Consider the following 15,973-nt stretch of genomic DNA (forward strand, 5'->3'; position numbering starts at 1 on the left):
TATGCATAGTTGCATGTCAAGGAAAGCGGTCGCAGTTATGAATCCGGCCCGCTGTCGGCGGAGCCGTGGCAGGTTGCAGCTGCGATGGCCTGTCGGGTCAAGGGGAGGCGACCCAGATGCCGGAGCTTGGGTCTCAGCTCCGGCATGGCTTGGATGAGGTGCCACGTGCGCAGCGGCTGATCGCCCCAAGTTGTTCGGGCGACTTTGACCGCTTGCTCCACTGCAGTGCTGAGCTCAAGATCGCGCGCAAGCCAATCGACCTGAGAGATGGCACCGCGACGCAGCCGGTGGGGTTTGTGTTGATCGAGCCACGCCCTGTCATTTCTGTAGAGCCAGGCATAGATGGCGGGCTCCTTGGCCCTCGCACGCTTGAGGTCCATCGCCTGATCCGAGGCGAGCAGTTCCGTCCAACGACGTCTTGAGGTAGTCCTCGCCGCATCCAATTTCGCCTCACGCCACCGCTCGTGCAGGCCGGGGACGGTACGAAGCAAGGTCGTGACGGTGGTGACCGAGACCTTCCAGCGAGATGCCGCGTCGGCTTTGGAGGCGCCCTGTTGAAGCGCGGTAATGAGCTTGGGCCGCACATCGTTCTTGAGCAGCTTGGGCCGCCGGCCAGCTTCAATGCCAATTTGAGCTGCCCAGACCATCACGGTCTGCGTATCAACATCAAGAGCGCGCGCGGCCGCTCGCATTGACATCGTGCCATCGCGGATCGATGCCATCACCTCGGTGCGCCGCGACGATGGCAGCGAAGCGCCTGCAATGCACGTTTGTGCTTCACCGAAGGCGGGGGCTGACGGAACCACAGGCGCTGCCAAGCGGGCGAACAGGTCAGAGGACGCGCCGATCAACCAGTCGATCATCACCAGATGACGTAAGGGATGCGTGCCGCTGCGCAGGGGCGCCAACAATCTCGCGAGCTGGGCCTTGGCTTGATCGATGTTTTCGGGGAGGGCCGCGAGCTCCAAGACTGCCCGCAGTGGCCGCACATGCTGCAGGAACGCCCCCGCTGCAGCGGTGAGGGCAATGCGGCCGCTGGCGAGCATGAGCCCACGCTCTGAAAGGGTGTTCCGATAGTGGTGCTGCAAAGTCTCCGAGTCCAGGCGGATGGTTGGTCGACGATCAACGACTTCGCCGACAAGAAGGGCAAAGCGTGCAAGGCTTGCTCTGACTTCCGTATCACGCGGTGCGATCAGCGTAGGCGTGCAACATAGGCGTGGGTCAGGCAGAACCCACTGGAATCGACTCACGCCATTCGACTTCGTCGATGACTCCATGAGGTATTCGCCGTGTCTTGGGCAGACCCAAACGCCTGGGTATTGGTGATCCATGCGCCACCAGACCCAACCTGTCTGATCACGGTCCTCCTCAATGCACGCTAGGCAAGTCTTGAGAGGGTGATGGGCTCTGAACCGACTCGTCAGCAACCCCAAGCGGAATTTGAGGTGAGCCACGGACGGTCCACCCATGGCAGAGACGCAGTCTTGCTCTCGAGACTCGGTCAAGAAGGGGTGGTAATAGCGCAGGAGTGTTCGCTCAAGGCTGATCGAACCGACGTCTCCCAGACGCCCTCCAGTGGCTTGCACAAGGTGGTTCAGGCCACCTGCGAAGTCATGCTGGTGGCCAAGACCTTTGTGACCAAAAAAGAGTTGGGCCGTTTGCCCGGCAAGCCGATGCCCCCACATGCGGTGATGGCGGCTAACAAGGCTGAACAGCGTCTCTCCGGGCTGCCATCGAAGCAGTTCGCGCACCGGCCCGCCATCGCCCGTAACACGGGCGTGGTTGTGCACGCAAACCGGCAATTCGTCGCCAGGCCGCATAAATGCTAGGCCTTTGTTTACGACTCTAATTGCCTGTTTACGACTTTAATTGCCAAGAACACTTTGATGGGCCTCCGGACGATCTCACTCAACCGTGACGGACTTCGCCAGGTTGCGGGGCTTGTCGACATCGGTGCCGCGCGCGCACGCCGTGTGATACGCCAGCAGCTGCAGCGGCACGACGTGCAGGATGGGTGACAGCGCGCCGTAGTGCTCGGGCATGCGGATGACGTGCAGGCCGGCTTCGCTCTCGATGGCCGTGTCGCCGTCGGCGAAGACGTAGAGCTGGCCGCCGCGGGCACGGACTTCCTGCATGTTGCTTTTGAGCTTTTCCAGCAGTGCGTCGTTGGGCGCGACGGTCACCACCGGCATCTCGGCCGTCACCAACGCCAGCGGGCCGTGTTTCAGCTCGCCCGCGGCGTAGGCCTCGGCGTGGATGTAGGTGATCTCCTTGAGCTTGAGCGCACCTTCCATGGCGATGGGGTAGTGCAGGCCGCGTGCCAGGAAGAGGGCGTTTTCCTTGCGCGCGAATTCCTCGCTCCAGGCGATGACCTGCGGTTCCAGCGCCAGCACGGCCTGCACGGCCACGGGCAGGTGGCGCAGGTCCTTCAGGTGCCCGGCTTCATCGGCCTCACTCAGGTGGCCGCGTGTCTGCGCCAACGCCAGCGTCAGCAGGAACAGACCGACGAGCTGCGTCGTGAAGGCCTTGGTGGAAGCGACGCCGATCTCGGCGCCGGCGCGCGTGATGTAGGCCAGCTCGCACTCGCGCACCATCGCGCTGGTGGCCACGTTGCAGATGGTCAGCGTGTGCGGCATGCCCAGCGAGCGGGCGTGCTTCAGCGCGGCGATGGTGTCGGCCGTCTCGCCGCTCTGGCTGATCGTGACGACCAGCGTGCGCGGGTTCGGCACGCTGTCGCGGTAGCGGTATTCGCTGGCGATCTCGACCGACGTCGGGATCTTGGCGATGCTCTCCAGCCAGTACTTGGCCGTGGAGCCGGAGTAGTAGCTGGTGCCGCAGGCCAGGATGAGGACGTTGTCGATTTCCTTGAAGACGCGGTAGGCGCCGTCGCCGAACAGCTCGGGGCTGATGCCGGTCACGGCGTCCAGCGTGTTGGCGATGGACGTGGGCTGCTCGAAGATTTCCTTCTGCATGTAGTGGCGGTAGGGGCCCAGCTCGGCGGCGCCGCTGTGGGCGTGCACGGTCTTGACCTCGCGCCGCACGGCGGCGTAGCGGCCGGTGGCGGTGTCCAGGCGGCTGATCCAGTAGCGGCCCAGCTGCAGGTCGACGACGTCGCCTTCCTCCAGGTAGACGATCTGGTCGGTCACACCGGCCAGCGCCATCGCGTCGGAGGCGACGAAGTTCTCCTGCTCGCCGACGCCCAGCACCAGCGGGGAGCCCTCGCGGGCGGCGACGACGCGGTGCGGCTCGTCGCGGCAGAACACGGCCACCGCGTAGGCGCCCTTCAGGCGCGGCAGGGCCTGCTGCACGGCGTCCAGCAGGTCGCCGCTGTAGAGGTGGTCGATGAGGTGGGCGATGACCTCGGTGTCGGTCTGGCTGTGGAACTGGTAGCCGCGTGCCTTCAGCTCGGCGCGCAGTTCGTCGTGGTTCTCGATGATCCCGTTGTGGACCAGCGCGATGCGGCCGACGCCACCGGTGTCGGCGTTCGGGCCGACGGAGAAGTGCGGGTGGGCGTTGTGCACGGCCGGTGCGCCATGCGTGGCCCAGCGGGTGTGGGCGATGCCGGTGCCGGCGGCGATGCCGTCATGCTCGGCCTGGTGCTGCAGCTCGGCCACGCGCGACGTGGAGCGGGCGCGGCGCAGGGCGCCGTCCTGATGCACCGCAACTCCGCAGGAGTCGTAGCCGCGGTATTCCAGGCGCTTCAGGCCTTCGACGAGGATGGGAACGATGTTGCGCTGACTGACCGCGCCGACGATGCCGCACATGGGATGACTCCGTTTTTTGGGAATGGCGGGCATGCTAGGCATACGTGAACGGTAGATGCGTGCAAAATTCGACTGGATATGAATGAATATTTCCTTTCATGTTGAAGGTGAAATTTCCATTCTAAAAATATCAATCTATGAATGAATTTGACGCCATCGACATCCGGCTGCTGGACGCGCTGCAGGCCGACGCCTCGCTGAGCAACCAGGACCTGGCCGCCCGCGTGGCCGTGTCGCCGGCCACTTGCCTGCGCCGTGTGAAGCGGCTGGTGGAGGCCGGCGTCGTCGAGCGTCGCGTGGCCATCCTGTCGCCCGACAAGCTGGGTGCCGGCCTGTCCGCCATCCTCGAGATCACGCTGGACCGCCAGGGTGCCGAGCACCTGGACGCCTTCGAGGCCCGTGCCGTGCAGGAGGCGGCCGTGCAGCAGTGCTGGCGCGTGTCGCCGGGGCCGGACTTCGTGCTCGTGGTGCAGGTGGCCGACATGCTGGCATATCACGCGCTGACGCAGCGGCTGCTGACGCAGGACGCCAACGTGCGCAACATCAAGGCCTTCTTCGGCGTGAAGCGGGCCAAGTTCGACACGCGCATTGGCCTGCCAAGCACCGACTCAGCAGGGCGCTGAATCAGCGATGTGCAGGAGGGTGAACTCTCACTTGCGCTGCCGGACGTAAACGCCATCGAAGGCCACGTTCACGCCACCGCACAGATGGTTGTCGCTGGCGATCAACAAGGGCCCCACAAGACTGAGTCGGAGCCGGCAGCGAGCCTCACCCGTTCCGGGCGGGTATTCGACGTTGAGCGTGTTGTGCTCAGGGATGGCAATGCCTTCCACGAAGCCCGTATGAAAAGGCGGCGCATTGCGCCCCGGCCAGTAGGCGCGCCCCAGGACGCGCAGCGCGCCACGGTCGCCGCTTTGCAGCACGAGCGTGTCATCACCGCTTTTCCAGACGCCCGCCCAGGCGTCTGCTCCGGGGTGGGCCTCGGGCTCCCGCATGGCCACTTTGGACAGCGGCAGCCACCCCACGGTTTCATGGCCTCGCTTCGGTTGATACCAGGCGCAAGCGAAACCCCTCAGGGTCTTGGACACGATCACGGTGTCGCCGGGGATCAGGTAGGGCTTGTCCAGGCATTGCGGATCATCCACATCCGGGCAATGGCCCGGGTCATAGGAGGTCCTCGAGAAGTCCCAATCCTTGAGGAAATGGATGCGCTCACCCGGCTGGCCCGTGATGCGTGCCGGCTTGAACGCAGGGAGCTCGCCCGGGTAGTCGCCACCACCTGGGAAGGCACCGTTTCGGCAGAAGTAATCGGGGTTGCCGAAGACGAGCGGCTCCTCGGCCACGGCACCCGCCGACACCAGGGAAGCCACCATCAGGACAGCCGCCGGCAGGACACGTTGCGGTGCAATCATTCGTGGCTTTCGTTCCAGGTCAACGCTTGAGGATGCCCAGCCCCTTGAGGTAGTCGCCTTCCGGGAAACACACCGTCTGCGGATGGTCGGCTGCCGCGGACAGGCGCTCGACGATGTAGCCGTCCACGCCCGCGTCCAGCCCGGCGCCGGCGACGATCTTGTGGAACAGGTCCGGCGCGATGCCGCCCGAGCACGAGAACGTGTAGAGCAGCCCGCCGTCGTTCAGCAGCATGAAGGCCAGGCGGTTGATGTCCTTGTAGGCCCGCGACGCGCGCTCGGCGTGCGCAGCCGTGGGGGCGAACTTCGGCGGGTCCAGCACGATGGCGTCGAAGCGCCGGCCCTCGGCCAGGCAGCGTCGCAGCGTGGCGTTCACGTCGGCGTCCCAGGCCTCGTGGCGGCCGGCGTCGAAGCCGTTCAGCGCGACATGGGCGGTGGCCCGCTCCAGCGCCGGGCCGGAAGAGTCCACGCTGACGACTTGCGTAGCGCCGCCCGCCAGCGCCGCGACCGAGAAGCCGCCGGTGTAGCTGAAGCAGTTCAGCACGCTCTGCACGCCGTACTGCTTCACCGCGGCGGCAAAGCGGTGGCGGCTGTCGCGCTGGTCGAGGTAGTAGCCGGTCTTGTGTCCCTCGGCGACGTCCAGTGTCAGCCTCCAGTCGTGCTCTTGGATCGTCAATGCCGTGTCGCCGGAACCGCGCAGCCAGCCGGTCTGTGCGGGCAGGCCTTCCCACTCGCGGGCCTGCGCGTCGGAGCGCTCGTAGAGCCGCGTGAGGCCGGTCGCGGCCAGCAGCGCGTCGGCGATGACGGCCTTCCAGCGCTCGGCGCCGGCGCTGCCGAACTGCGCGACCAGCGTGTCGCCGTAGCGGTCCACGACCAGGCCCGGCAGCCCGTCGGCCTCGCCATGGATCAGCCGCCAGGCGTCGGACGCGATCGCCAGCCGCGCGCGCATCGCGATCGCCTGCGCGATGCGGCGCTGGAAGAAGGCTGCGTCGATGCGCTCGGCCTCGTCGAAGCTCCACGCGCGCAGCCGGATCAGCGACTTGGGGCTGAACGCGGCCCAGGCGAGAAACTGGCCGTCGGCCGACTCGACGCTCACCGTCTCGCCCGAGTCACCGCCGCCGCGGGCGATGGAGCTTTCAAACACCCAGGGGTGGCGCTTGACGAGCGAGCGCTCCTTGCCGGGCCGCAAAGTGATTTTTTTCATCGCCGGGCCGCCCCAAGGTGAAAAGCGCCCCCTCGGGGGGCAGTGGCCACACGAGGTGTGGCCGCGTGGGGGCTGTTGTTTCTCATCGCTGCAGCGTGCCGAAGGCGTAGCTCAGTTGCAAGTGCGTCAGAGGCGATGACTGGTCACTGCCACGGAGGGTGCGGAACTGGCCCACGCCAGCGCGCAGTCGCAGCCGCTCGGCGAGCCGCCACTGCGCCCAGACCTCAGCCTGCGTTACCGCGCCGCCGCCCACCTTGACGCCGCCGCCGCCGGCCGCGCCCACCAGCCATTCGGCACCGACGCGTGTGTGGCCCCACAACGGGTCGGTCTGCAGCCCCAGCCCGAACAGGCCGAAGGAGTAGGCGCCGGCGCTGCCCGCCGCCGCGCTGCCCGCCATGGCCGCGCCATAGATGTGCGGTGAGAACTCGCGCGCCATGTTGATGGCCAGGTGGCTGACGCCCTCCTGCCGCCCGTCCTTGAAGCGCACGCGCGTCAGGTGCATGACGCTGGTGCCCAGTTGTTGCACACGCACCGTGCCGCCGGGGTCGTCGCCGATCAGCGTGGGTGTGCGGTCCAGCGGCATCGCCAGCACGGCGCGCACGAACGGCGCCGTGTAGGCACCGCTGGGTGCGTAGGTGAAGCCCGCGTCCATGCGCACGGTGGGCCCCCATGGCGTGATCCAGCGCAGCGTGGGCCCGGCGCGCAGCAGCCAGCCGTTGCCGGTGTCGACATTGCCGCCACCGCCCAGGCCAGCCGCGAACTGACCGCCGACGCGCAGCCGCGGCGTGCCGAACAGCGACCAGTCCTGGCCGATCTGGCCCAGCACTTCCATGTAGCCGTCGACGCCGCCCTTGGCCGCACCCGCGGCCTCCACGCCCCACCAGCTGCCCTCGGCGATGTACTGGCGCAGTTCCCCGCCGGCCTTGCCGACCTTGCCGGCATAGGGCGTGCCGCCGCGCGTGCGGCTGGACGGGCGCGGCTTCTCGAAGCCGCCGATCAGCGCGATCTCGTCGAAGCCCAGCCCCGTGCGCCGGCCCGAGCGGCCGGGCATGCCGGCGTCGTCGGGCGAGAAGCTGGCGAAGTCCATCGCCCGGCCGACCGTGAACGCCAGGCCCACGCCGCTCTTCACGTTGCCGCTCGGGAAGCGGATCTGCGAGATGCCGACGCCGGTGTACCAGCCGCCGCCGTTCTCGGTGCGGATCGACAACTCGGGCCGCAGCATCAGGCCGCCGCCGAAGCGCGTGACGGCGCTCGACAGCCCGCCGCCCGCGCCCACGTAGAGGCTGGCCGCCAGGTGCGTGTTGCTGGACAGCCGCCAGCGCCGCTGGCCCGTGAAGCCCACCGTGAAGATGCCGCCGTAGTTGCCTTTGGCCGTGCCGTAGAAGCCGGGGCCGAAGCCCCAGTCGTCGTCGAAGGCCATCATGTAGTTGACCGACGCGAAAGCCGTGCGGCCGCCGTCGGGCATCTTCATGCTTGTCCAGTTGGCCTCGATGGCCGCGGGGCGTACGGTGTTCAGCCGCGCCGGGTTCGAAAAAGGCGCGTCATCGGGAATGGCCAGTGCGCAGGTGGGCAGCAGCGCCATCAGCGTGGCGAGTCGAAAACTCATTTCTTGGCTCGCGGGTGTGCGGCGTCGTAGATGCGCGCAAGGTGTTGGTGATCCAGTTGCGTGTAGACCTGGGTCGTCGTGATGTGGGCGTGGCCCAGCAGCTCCTGCACCGCGCGCAGGTCGCCGCTGGACTGCAGCAGGTGCGATGCGAAGCTGTGCCGCAGCATGTGCGGGTGTACGTGGGCCGGCATGCCGGCACTGACGGCGCGGGCGCGCAGCATCGTGCGCAGCGTGGAGCCAGCCACGCGGTGGCCGCGCGCGCCGACGAACAGTGCCGGCTCGCCCGCTGCGGCGAGCTGGCCGCGCACGGCCAGCCACTCGCGCAGCGCCGCGGCCGCCGCCTTGCCCAGCGGTGTGCTGCGGCGCTTGCCGCCCTTGCCGAGCACGTGGACTTCCGACGACTGCAGGTCGACCCAGCCTTCGGCCGTGCCGCTGGCCTGCGCATCCAGCCCGATCAGCTCGGCCGCGCGCAGCCCGGCGCCGTACAGCAGCTCGACCATTGCGCGGTCGCGCGCCTCCAGCCGCGAGTCGGCGATCTCGTCGGGCACGTGGGTGGCCAGCTGCACGGCGTCGTCCACGCCCAGCGCCTTGGGCAGCGGCTTGGGCGCCTTGGGGGCCTTCAGCCCGTCGAACGGATTCAGCGTGACGCGGCCCTGCAGCCCCAGCCAGCGGTAGGTGCTGCGCCAGACGGACAGCAGCAGTGCGATGGACTTGGGCGCGAGGCCCTCGCGGTGCAGCAGTGCGGCGAGGCGTCGGGCCTGCGCGAGGCTCAGCGCCCGCGTGTCGATGGAAGCCTCGGCCAGCATGCGCTGCAGCCGCTCCAGGCCATCGGTGTAGACCTTCAGCGTGCGCGGGCTCAGGCGTTGCTGCACACGGGCGTGCTGCAGGAATTCCTGGTAGTCCGCGCCCAGCGCCGTCATGCCGTTGCCAGCAGCCCGGCCAGCCCGGCGCTGGCAATCTCGCCGACGCGGGTCAGGAAGTCGGTGCCCATCTCGGCCGTGTAGCGGGTCGGGTCCGGCGAGCCCAGCACCAGCAGGCCGAAGGGCTTGCCCTCGTTGACCTTGGCCAGGCTCAGCGGGATCAGCGCCAGCGACGTCGCGATGCCGCCGCTCTCGCTCAGGCCCAGCCAGCGCGCCGCCTCGAAGCCGGAGTTCACGCCGCAGTAGGGCTGGCTCAGGCTGGAGGCGAAGCTCTTCACGTCGGCACTGACGGAGGCCGCGAATTCCGCCGCCTCGTGTGCAGGTGCCACGCCCCACATCCGCAGGCTGGCCTGCGGGATCATGAACTGGTGGCGCAGCTCGCCCAGCAGCACCTCCGGCAGCTCGGCCGGCGTGCCGGCGGCGCGCATGACGGCCAGCGTCCAGCGGTGCAGGCGGTCGGCGATGGCGACGTTGTCCTGGCCGTTGCGAATCATGTCGATGATGCGCAACTCCAGGCCCTTGATCTTGTCCCGCAGCATCTCGGCCTGGCGTTCCTGCAGCGACACGGCACGTGCGCCGTGCGGGTGCTGCAGCTGCACCGTGGCCAGCAGCGCCGCGTGGCGCTCGAAGAAGCCGGGCGTGCCCGCCAGGTAGTTGGCGATGTCGGTTTCGGTGATGCCTTGCACTGCGTCCGCGGCGGGGTTGGAACTCACAGCTCGATCTCTCCGTCAAAAACTTTGGTTGCGGGGCCGGTCATCAGCACGGGGCTCTGGCCGCCCGTCCATTCGATGCGCAGCAGGCCGCCGCGGGTCTGTACTTCCACGGTGCTGTCCAGCCAGCCGGCGCGGATGCCGACGACGACGGCCGCACAGGCGCCCGTTCCGCAGGCCAGCGTCTCGCCGGCGTCGCGCTCGTAGACGCGCAGCGCGATGCGGTCGCGGCCGAGGATCTGCATGAAGCCGGCGTTCACGCGCTTCGCGAAGCGGGCGTGGCGTTCGATGACGGGGCCGAGTGTGGCCACCGGCGCGGTCTCGACGTCGGCGACGCGCTGCACGGCGTGCGGGTTTCCCATGGACACGACGCCCAGTTCGACACCCTCGACCGGCCACAGCTCGAAGCCGTTCTCCAGCCGTGGCGTGAGGCCGGCAGCGTCGAAGGGCAGGGCGGCGTGGTCGAACACCGGTGCCCCCATGTCCACCGTCACGCGGCCGTCGTCGCGCAGCTTCAGCAGCAGCCGGCGGTTCATCGTGTCCACATGGATCTCGCGCTTGTCCGTCAGCCCGGCATCGACGACGAAGCGCACGAAGCAGCGCGAGCCGTTGCCGCAGTGCTCCACCTCGTCGCCGGTGTTGTTGAAGATGCGGTAGCGGAAGTCCGCGCCGGCATCGGTGCTGGGCTCGATGACGAGGATCTGGTCGCAGCCGACGCCGAAGCGGCGGTCGCCCAGCAGGCGCATCTGATCCCTGGTCAGCGCAAACGGCGCGCGGGTCGCATCGATGACGACGAAGTCATTGCCCGCGCCGTGCATCTTGGTGAAGCGCAATCTCATGGGGCTGGATTATCCGGTGCTGCGCCTATGTCCAGCCCGCGCGGTTCCTTGTAGCGGTGATAGCCCCACAGGTATTGCCCCGGCGCGCGTCGGATCAGGCTTTCCATCGCCGTGTTGATGGTGGCGGCGGCGTCTTCGGCGCTCGCCTCCTTGGCGATCTCGGGGGCTGGCAGCACGTGCACGACGAAGCCCTCGCCGCCGGGCAGCCGCTCGCCCCAGATCAGCAGCAGCGCCGCGCCGGTCTGCTGCACGAGGCGGGCGGCGAGCGTCATCGTGTAGGCCGGCTTGCCGAAGAACGGCGCCCAGACGCCCAGGCCGTCAGGCGGCACCTGGTCGGGCAGCAGGCCGATGACCTCGCCTTTGCGCAATGCGCGGATCATCTGCCGCACGCCGGCCAGCGACGCCGGGGCCGTGGCCAGCCCCGGGCGCTCGCGCGAGCCGGCCATCACGTCGCGCAGGCTCGCCTGGCGCGCGGGGCGGTAGAGCACGGTGATCGGCGCCTCGGCGCTCGTGAAGCGCTCGGCGATGGCCTGGGCGCAGATCTCGAAGCAGCCCATGTGCGGCGTCAGCATGACCAGGCCGCGTTTCTGGGCCATCGCCTCGGCGATCAACTCGCCACCGTCCCAGCGCAGCTTGTCGCCGAGGGGCTGGCGCTTCGTCCCGACCCACAGCCACGGCAGCTCCGCCGTCATGCGTCCGGCCGCGGCGATGGCGGGTCGTGCGTCGTGCCACGCGATGCCGGCCTGGGCCACGTTGGCCTGGAAGCGGCGCCGGTAGGTGGGCGACGCGAGGTAGACGATCCAGCCCAGGGCCGCACCCAGAACGTGCAAAAACGCCAGGGGCAGACGGGATAAGACGCGGAAGACCAGGCCCATGTTTTCTATACTGCGCGAATCGCCGAGTTATGGAACTACTTGCGGGGCGATTCACAAATCCTGCTAAAGCGTTCGCCGCACCTCCCGGAGCGTCGGCAACGCCGACCCACCAGCAACCGGAGTTTAAAAGTGGCCAACGATTTCCTCTTCACGTCCGAATCCGTCTCTGAAGGTCACCCCGACAAGGTGGCCGACCAGATCTCGGATGCCATCCTCGACGCCATCTTCGAGCAGGACCCGCGCAGCCGCGTGGCCGCCGAGACGCTGTGCAACACCGGCCTCGTCGTGTTGGCCGGCGAGATCACGACCAACGCCCACGTCGACTACATCCAGGTCGCGCGCGACACCATCAAGCGCATCGGCTACGACAACACCGACTACGGCATCGACTACAAGGGCTGCGCCGTCCTCGTCGCCTACGACAAGCAGTCCAACGACATCGCCCAGGGCGTGGACCATGCCTCCGACGACCACCTGAACACCGGTGCCGGCGACCAGGGCTTGATGTTCGGCTACGCCTGCGACGAGACGCCCGAGCTGATGCCCGCGCCGATCTACTACGCCCATCGTCTGGTGGAGCGCCAGGCCCAGCTGCGCAAGGACGGTCGCCTGCCCTTCCTGCGCCCCGACGCGAAGAGCCAGGTGACGATGCGCTACGTCGACGGCAAGCCGCACAGCATCGACACGGTGGTGCTGTCCACCCAGCATGCGCCCGAGTACAGCCTGGGCAACCGCATGACTGACGAGTTCTACGAGGCCATCCGCGAGGAACTCATCAAGCCCGTGCTGCCCAAGGCCTGGCTGACGCCCGAGACCAAGTACCTGATCAACCCGACCGGCCGCTTCGTCGTCGGCGGCCCGCAGGGCGACTGCGGTCTGACCGGCCGCAAGATCATCGTCGACACCTACGGCGGCGCCTGCCCGCACGGTGGCGGCGCCTTCTCGGGCAAGGACCCGTCCAAGGTCGACCGCTCGGCCGCCTACGCCGCCCGTTACGTGGCCAAGAACATCGTCGCTGCCGGCCTGGCCCGCCAGTGCCAGATCCAGGTCGCCTACGCCATCGGCGTGGCCCGCCCGATGAACGTGACGGTCTACACCGAAGGCACCGGTGTCATCCCCGACGACCAGATCGCCAAGCTGGTGAACGAGCACTTCGATCTGCGCCCCAAGGGCATCATCCAGATGCTGGACCTGCTGCGTCCGATCTACTCCAAGACGGCGGCCTACGGCCACTTCGGCCGCGAAGAGCCCGAGTTCACGTGGGAAAAGACGGACAAGGCCCAGGCGCTGCGTGCAGCGGCCGGGCTGTAAGCACGGCGTTCGCGTCAGCGAACCCTGGGGCTTGGGGCGAAGTTCATGTCGCTTGCGACATGAACGCAGACCACAAGGCTGCAGCGCTGCGCGCGGCAGCGGGCCTGTAAGGCCCCGAGCGCTGCGCGCTGGTCGACTTCCGGCGCAGCCCCGTCTCCCAAGGTCAAAGGCCGCAGGCCCGACGTGAGTCGCTGCGCCGGCGCGGCCTGCGCGCGCGCCCAATGCTCGTAGCCTGACCGAGCGCGGGCGATATCCGCCTCCACGTTGCTGCCTGGCAACGTCGATTCGACCCTCGGCCATCGCACCGGACATCCCTGGGGCATGCTGCCTCAACGTGGTGCGTTGCCGCTTCCTGCCCGAGAGAACGGGCCGGATGCCAAGTCTTTACGGTCTATCGAATTTATCAATTGAAACCGATTGCATCAAATTGAATCGGCCGCTAGAGTCGGTTGGAACATGACAGAGCGGGCCTCATCCCACCAGGCCCCTAACGATTTGATCAGGAGGCAGGCGATGAAGATGCAATCGTTCAAGATCGGTACCCGGCTCGCGATGGGATTCGGCTTGGTGCTGGCCCTGTTGGTGCTGGCCCTGACGCTGAGCTATCGGCAGATCGGCACCGTGGGCCCGCACCTCGAACTGCTGCTCGAACTGCAGCACCGCCAGGACATCGCGCAGGAATGGCGAGCCCAGACGCTGCTCAACGTGACCCGCACCGAAGCGGTCGCGCGTGCCGGCGGGACAGGCCCGGTGGCCGAGTTCTTCTCGCCCCACATCAAGGCGGGCAGCGCCAAGATCAACGAGTTGCAGGAGAGCCTGGCCAAGGTGGAGGACAGCGAGCGCGGCAAGGCGCTGATGGTCGAGATCACTGATGCGCGCAAGACCTATATCGACATCCGCAACCAGGTGTTCGCGCAGTTGAAGGCGGGCGAGGCCGACGCCGCGCTTCAGACGCTGGAGGGCAAGATGCGTCCGGCGTCCGAGGCCTACATCGCCACCATCTCGCGCATGGCCGACTTCCAGGGCGAGCGCGTCCGCACGGTGACGACGCAGGTGTTGGACGATGCCCGCCGCACGCAGACGATCATGCTGGTGCTGTGCGCCGCGTGCCTCAGCATCGGTATCGCCGCTGCCCTGCTCATCACGCGTTCCGTCGTCAATCCGCTGCGGGCCGCCATCCAGGAGGCCCAGGAAGTGGGCCAGGGCAATCTGTCGCGCGAGATCCGCAGTGTCGGCAGCGACGAGACGGCCCAGCTCACGCAGGCGCTGGCCAGCATGCAGGAGGCGCTGCGCCATCTCGTCGGCTCGGTGCGCCACAACGCCAACGAGGTGGCCACGGCCAGCTCCGAGATCGCGATGGGCGGCAACGACCTGTCCTCGCGCACCGAGCAGCAGGCCAGCGCCATCCAGCAGACGGCGGCGTCGATGGAGCAACTGTCGGCCACCGTCAAGCTCAATGCCGACAACGCCGGCCAGGCCGACCAGCTCGCGCACGATGCCACCGAGGTGGCACGCCAGGGCGGCGAGGTCGTCGGCGAGGCTGTGCAACGCATGCGCGGCATCGAGGAAAGCTCACGCAAGATCGGCGACATCATCGGCACCATCGATTCCATCGCCTTCCAGACCAACATCCTGGCGTTGAACGCGGCGGTGGAAGCGGCGCGTGCCGGCGAGCAGGGGCGCGGCTTCGCCGTCGTCGCCAGCGAGGTGCGCACGCTGGCGCAGCGCTCGGCCGAGGCGGCCAAGGAGATCAAGTCGCTGATCGGCGACAGCGTCGAGCGCGTGGAGCAGGGCGCCAGCCTCGTCAACCGCGCGGGCGAGACGATGGAGCAGGTTGTCGTCGCCATCGGCCGCGTCGCGCAGATCGTGCGCGAGATCAGTTCGGCCAGCCGGGAGCAGAGCACTGGCGTCAGCCAGGTCGGCCAGGCCATCTCACAGATGGACGAGGCCACGCAGCAGAATGCGGCGCTGGTGGAGGAAAGCGCCGCCGCGGCCGAGAGCCTGAGGCATCAGGCCGAGGAGCTGGTGAAGCTCGTCTCGACCTTCAAGACCTGAGGGGCTTGTCTGGCGCGCTAGACGCCCCTCAGCGCGTCGTCCAGCACCTCCACCCAGTGCCGCACCGGCTGGGTCGTGCCGCTTTGCAGGTGCTGGATGCAGCCGATGTTGGCCGACACGATCTGGTCGGCCTGCAGTGGCGCCAGCGCCGCGAGCTTGCGGTCGCGCAGCTGCTTGGACAGCGCGGGTTGCAGCACGGAGTAAGTGCCGGCCGAGCCGCAGCACAGGTGGCTGTCGGTGGGCGCGCAGTCGGCGACGAAGCCCAGCTCGCGCAGCGACGCCTCGACGCCGCCCTTGAGCTTCTGCCCGTGCTGCAGCGTGCAGGGCGGGTGAAAGGCCAGCCGCGTCGCCCCGGCAGCCTTGCCCGTGCGGTGCAAGCGGCCCTTGAGCGCCGGCACCAGCTCGGGCAGCAGCTCGCTCAGGTCCTTGGTCACCTCGCTGATGCGGCGGGCCTTGTCGGCATAGGCGGGGTCGGCGCTGAGCGCGTGGCCGTAGTCCTTGACCGTCACGCCGCAGCCCGACGCGTTCATGACGATGGCCTCCACGCGCTCGCCCGGCCCGGCCACCAGCGGCCACCAGGCGTCGATGTTGCGGCGCATGTCGTCCAGGGCGGCCTCGTGGTCGCCCAGGTGCTCGCGGATCGCGCCGCAGCAGCCGGCACCGTCGGCCACGACGCTCTGGATACCGGCCGCGTCCAGCACGCGCGCCGTTGCGCTGTTGATGTTGGGCGCCATGGCCGGCTGCACGCAGCCCAGCAGCAGCAGCACCTTGCGGTTGAGCTGGCGCGTGGGCCAGTCGTGCGCGGTGGCAGGCGGCTTGGCCGGCACCTTGTCCTTCAGCGAGGCCGGCACCAGCGGCCGGAACACCTGGCCCAGCTTCATCGCCGGCTTGAACAGCGGCGACGTCAGCCCCTCCTTCAGCAGCCAGCGCGTGCGGCGCTCTGCGGCGGGGCGCTCGACCTTGGCGTCGACGACGCGCCGGCCGATGTCGACGAGGTGGCCGTATTCGACGCCCGACGGGCAGGTCGTCTCGCAGTTGCGGCAGGTCAGGCAGCGGTCCAGATGCAGCTGCGTCTCGCGCGTCGGCTCGGCGCCTTCCAGCACCTGCTTGATCAGGTAGATGCGGCCGCGCGGGCCGTCGAGCTCGTCGCCCAGCAGCTGGTAGGTCGGGCAGGTGGCCGTGCAGAAGCCGCAGTGCACGCAGCGCCGCAGGATGGCCTCGGCCTCGGTGCCTTCCGGCGTGCCGGCGAATTCGGGAGCGAGCTGGGTTTGCATGGCGAG

Annotated in this window: 14 protein-coding genes; 4 read left to right on the forward strand and 10 right to left on the reverse strand. The window is 68.2% G+C overall.

Annotated features, from left to right (window positions below; translation table 11 throughout):
- Window positions 1–35: 35 nt before the first annotated feature.
- Window positions 36–1,685 (reverse strand): TnsD family Tn7-like transposition protein, encoded by a 1,650-nt coding sequence (locus ACG04R_RS14895; RefSeq protein WP_394412678.1) that lies wholly within the window; start codon window positions 1,683–1,685, stop codon window positions 36–38.
- Between ACG04R_RS14895 and ACG04R_RS14900 the strand changes: the two genes are divergently transcribed.
- Entirely contained in the window at window positions 1,614–1,829 is a 216-nt protein-coding gene (locus ACG04R_RS14900; protein WP_394412706.1) for a hypothetical protein, read from the forward strand. The genes ACG04R_RS14895 and ACG04R_RS14900 overlap by 72 nt on opposite strands.
- Window positions 1,830–1,904: 75 nt before the next feature.
- Here the strand turns inward: ACG04R_RS14900 and glmS are convergent, their stop codons facing one another.
- Window positions 1,905–3,764 carry a glutamine--fructose-6-phosphate transaminase (isomerizing) gene (gene glmS / locus ACG04R_RS14905; protein ID WP_394411910.1) on the reverse strand — a complete coding sequence of 620 codons (1,860 nt, stop codon included), beginning with the start codon at window positions 3,762–3,764 and terminating at the stop codon, window positions 1,905–1,907.
- A gap of 137 nt (window positions 3,765–3,901) precedes the next feature.
- Here glmS and ACG04R_RS14910 point away from each other — a divergent pair, with 137 nt between their 5' ends.
- Complete coding sequence (locus ACG04R_RS14910; protein ID WP_394411913.1) at window positions 3,902–4,387, forward strand: Lrp/AsnC family transcriptional regulator; 486 nt, start codon at window positions 3,902–3,904, stop codon at window positions 4,385–4,387.
- 27 nt (window positions 4,388–4,414) lie between these two features.
- Here the strand turns inward: ACG04R_RS14910 and ACG04R_RS14915 are convergent, their stop codons facing one another.
- The 7 genes from ACG04R_RS14915 to ACG04R_RS14945 all read right to left on the reverse strand — a co-directional run bounded on the left by ACG04R_RS14915 (window position 4,415) and on the right by ACG04R_RS14945 (window position 11,327).
- Window positions 4,415–5,176 carry a hypothetical protein gene (locus ACG04R_RS14915; RefSeq protein ID WP_394411916.1) on the reverse strand — a complete coding sequence of 254 codons (762 nt, stop codon included), beginning with the start codon at window positions 5,174–5,176 and terminating at the stop codon, window positions 4,415–4,417.
- A gap of 19 nt (window positions 5,177–5,195) precedes the next feature.
- Complete coding sequence (locus ACG04R_RS14920) at window positions 5,196–6,377, reverse strand: class I SAM-dependent rRNA methyltransferase (RefSeq protein WP_394411919.1); 1,182 nt, start codon at window positions 6,375–6,377, stop codon at window positions 5,196–5,198.
- 82 nt (window positions 6,378–6,459) lie between these two features.
- Window positions 6,460–7,983, reverse strand: a complete 1,524-nt coding sequence (locus tag ACG04R_RS14925; RefSeq protein ID WP_394411922.1) for a hypothetical protein — start codon at window positions 7,981–7,983, stop codon at window positions 6,460–6,462.
- Entirely contained in the window at window positions 7,980–8,903 is a 924-nt protein-coding gene (locus tag ACG04R_RS14930) for a tyrosine recombinase XerC (RefSeq protein WP_394411925.1), read from the reverse strand. The genes ACG04R_RS14925 and ACG04R_RS14930 overlap by 4 nt, the downstream gene beginning before the upstream one ends.
- Window positions 8,900–9,616 (reverse strand): DUF484 family protein, encoded by a 717-nt coding sequence (locus tag ACG04R_RS14935; protein WP_394411928.1) that lies wholly within the window; start codon window positions 9,614–9,616, stop codon window positions 8,900–8,902. The genes ACG04R_RS14930 and ACG04R_RS14935 overlap by 4 nt, the downstream gene beginning before the upstream one ends.
- Window positions 9,613–10,452 carry a diaminopimelate epimerase gene (gene dapF, locus ACG04R_RS14940; RefSeq protein ID WP_394411931.1) on the reverse strand — a complete coding sequence of 280 codons (840 nt, stop codon included), beginning with the start codon at window positions 10,450–10,452 and terminating at the stop codon, window positions 9,613–9,615. The genes ACG04R_RS14935 and dapF overlap by 4 nt, the downstream gene beginning before the upstream one ends.
- Window positions 10,449–11,327, reverse strand: coding sequence for a lysophospholipid acyltransferase family protein (locus ACG04R_RS14945; RefSeq protein WP_394411934.1), 879 nt, complete (start codon window positions 11,325–11,327; stop codon window positions 10,449–10,451). The genes dapF and ACG04R_RS14945 overlap by 4 nt, the downstream gene beginning before the upstream one ends.
- Window positions 11,328–11,456: 129 nt before the next feature.
- Here ACG04R_RS14945 and metK point away from each other — a divergent pair, with 129 nt between their 5' ends.
- Window positions 11,457–12,638 (forward strand): methionine adenosyltransferase, encoded by a 1,182-nt coding sequence (gene metK / locus ACG04R_RS14950; RefSeq protein WP_394411937.1) that lies wholly within the window; start codon window positions 11,457–11,459, stop codon window positions 12,636–12,638.
- A gap of 513 nt (window positions 12,639–13,151) precedes the next feature.
- Window positions 13,152–14,693 carry a methyl-accepting chemotaxis protein gene (locus ACG04R_RS14955; RefSeq protein ID WP_394411940.1) on the forward strand — a complete coding sequence of 514 codons (1,542 nt, stop codon included), beginning with the start codon at window positions 13,152–13,154 and terminating at the stop codon, window positions 14,691–14,693.
- Window positions 14,694–14,710: 17 nt separating this feature from the next.
- On the opposite strand, the gene glcF is transcribed toward ACG04R_RS14955, so the two are convergent.
- Window positions 14,711–15,967, reverse strand: coding sequence for a glycolate oxidase subunit GlcF (gene glcF, locus ACG04R_RS14960; protein ID WP_394411943.1), 1,257 nt, complete (start codon window positions 15,965–15,967; stop codon window positions 14,711–14,713).
- Window positions 15,968–15,973 lie beyond the last annotated feature (6 nt).

The sequence above is a fragment of the Pelomonas candidula genome (assembly GCF_043555985.1).
Taxonomy (GTDB): domain Bacteria; phylum Pseudomonadota; class Gammaproteobacteria; order Burkholderiales; family Burkholderiaceae_C; genus Pelomonas; species Pelomonas candidula.

Bases quoted from the DNA above. Each gene is read 5' to 3' on its own strand.
- ACG04R_RS14900 (WP_394412706.1), top strand. From the start codon at position 1,614: ATGCTGGTGGCCAAGACCTTTGTGACCAAAAAAGAGTTGGGCCGTTTG.
- ACG04R_RS14895 (WP_394412678.1), bottom strand. From the start codon at position 1,685: ATGTGGGGGCATCGGCTTGCCGGGCAAACGGCCCAACTCTTTTTTGGT.
- glmS (WP_394411910.1), bottom strand. From the start codon at position 3,764: ATGTGCGGCATCGTCGGCGCGGTCAGTCAGCGCAACATCGTTCCCATC.
- ACG04R_RS14910 (WP_394411913.1), top strand. From the start codon at position 3,902: ATGAATGAATTTGACGCCATCGACATCCGGCTGCTGGACGCGCTGCAG.
- ACG04R_RS14915 (WP_394411916.1), bottom strand. From the start codon at position 5,176: ATGATTGCACCGCAACGTGTCCTGCCGGCGGCTGTCCTGATGGTGGCT.
- ACG04R_RS14920 (WP_394411919.1), bottom strand. From the start codon at position 6,377: ATGAAAAAAATCACTTTGCGGCCCGGCAAGGAGCGCTCGCTCGTCAAG.
- ACG04R_RS14925 (WP_394411922.1), bottom strand. From the start codon at position 7,983: ATGAGTTTTCGACTCGCCACGCTGATGGCGCTGCTGCCCACCTGCGCA.
- ACG04R_RS14930 (WP_394411925.1), bottom strand. From the start codon at position 8,903: ATGACGGCGCTGGGCGCGGACTACCAGGAATTCCTGCAGCACGCCCGT.
- dapF (WP_394411931.1), bottom strand. From the start codon at position 10,452: ATGAGATTGCGCTTCACCAAGATGCACGGCGCGGGCAATGACTTCGTC.
- ACG04R_RS14945 (WP_394411934.1), bottom strand. From the start codon at position 11,327: ATGGGCCTGGTCTTCCGCGTCTTATCCCGTCTGCCCCTGGCGTTTTTG.
- ACG04R_RS14955 (WP_394411940.1), top strand. From the start codon at position 13,152: ATGAAGATGCAATCGTTCAAGATCGGTACCCGGCTCGCGATGGGATTC.
- glcF (WP_394411943.1), bottom strand. From the start codon at position 15,967: ATGCAAACCCAGCTCGCTCCCGAATTCGCCGGCACGCCGGAAGGCACC.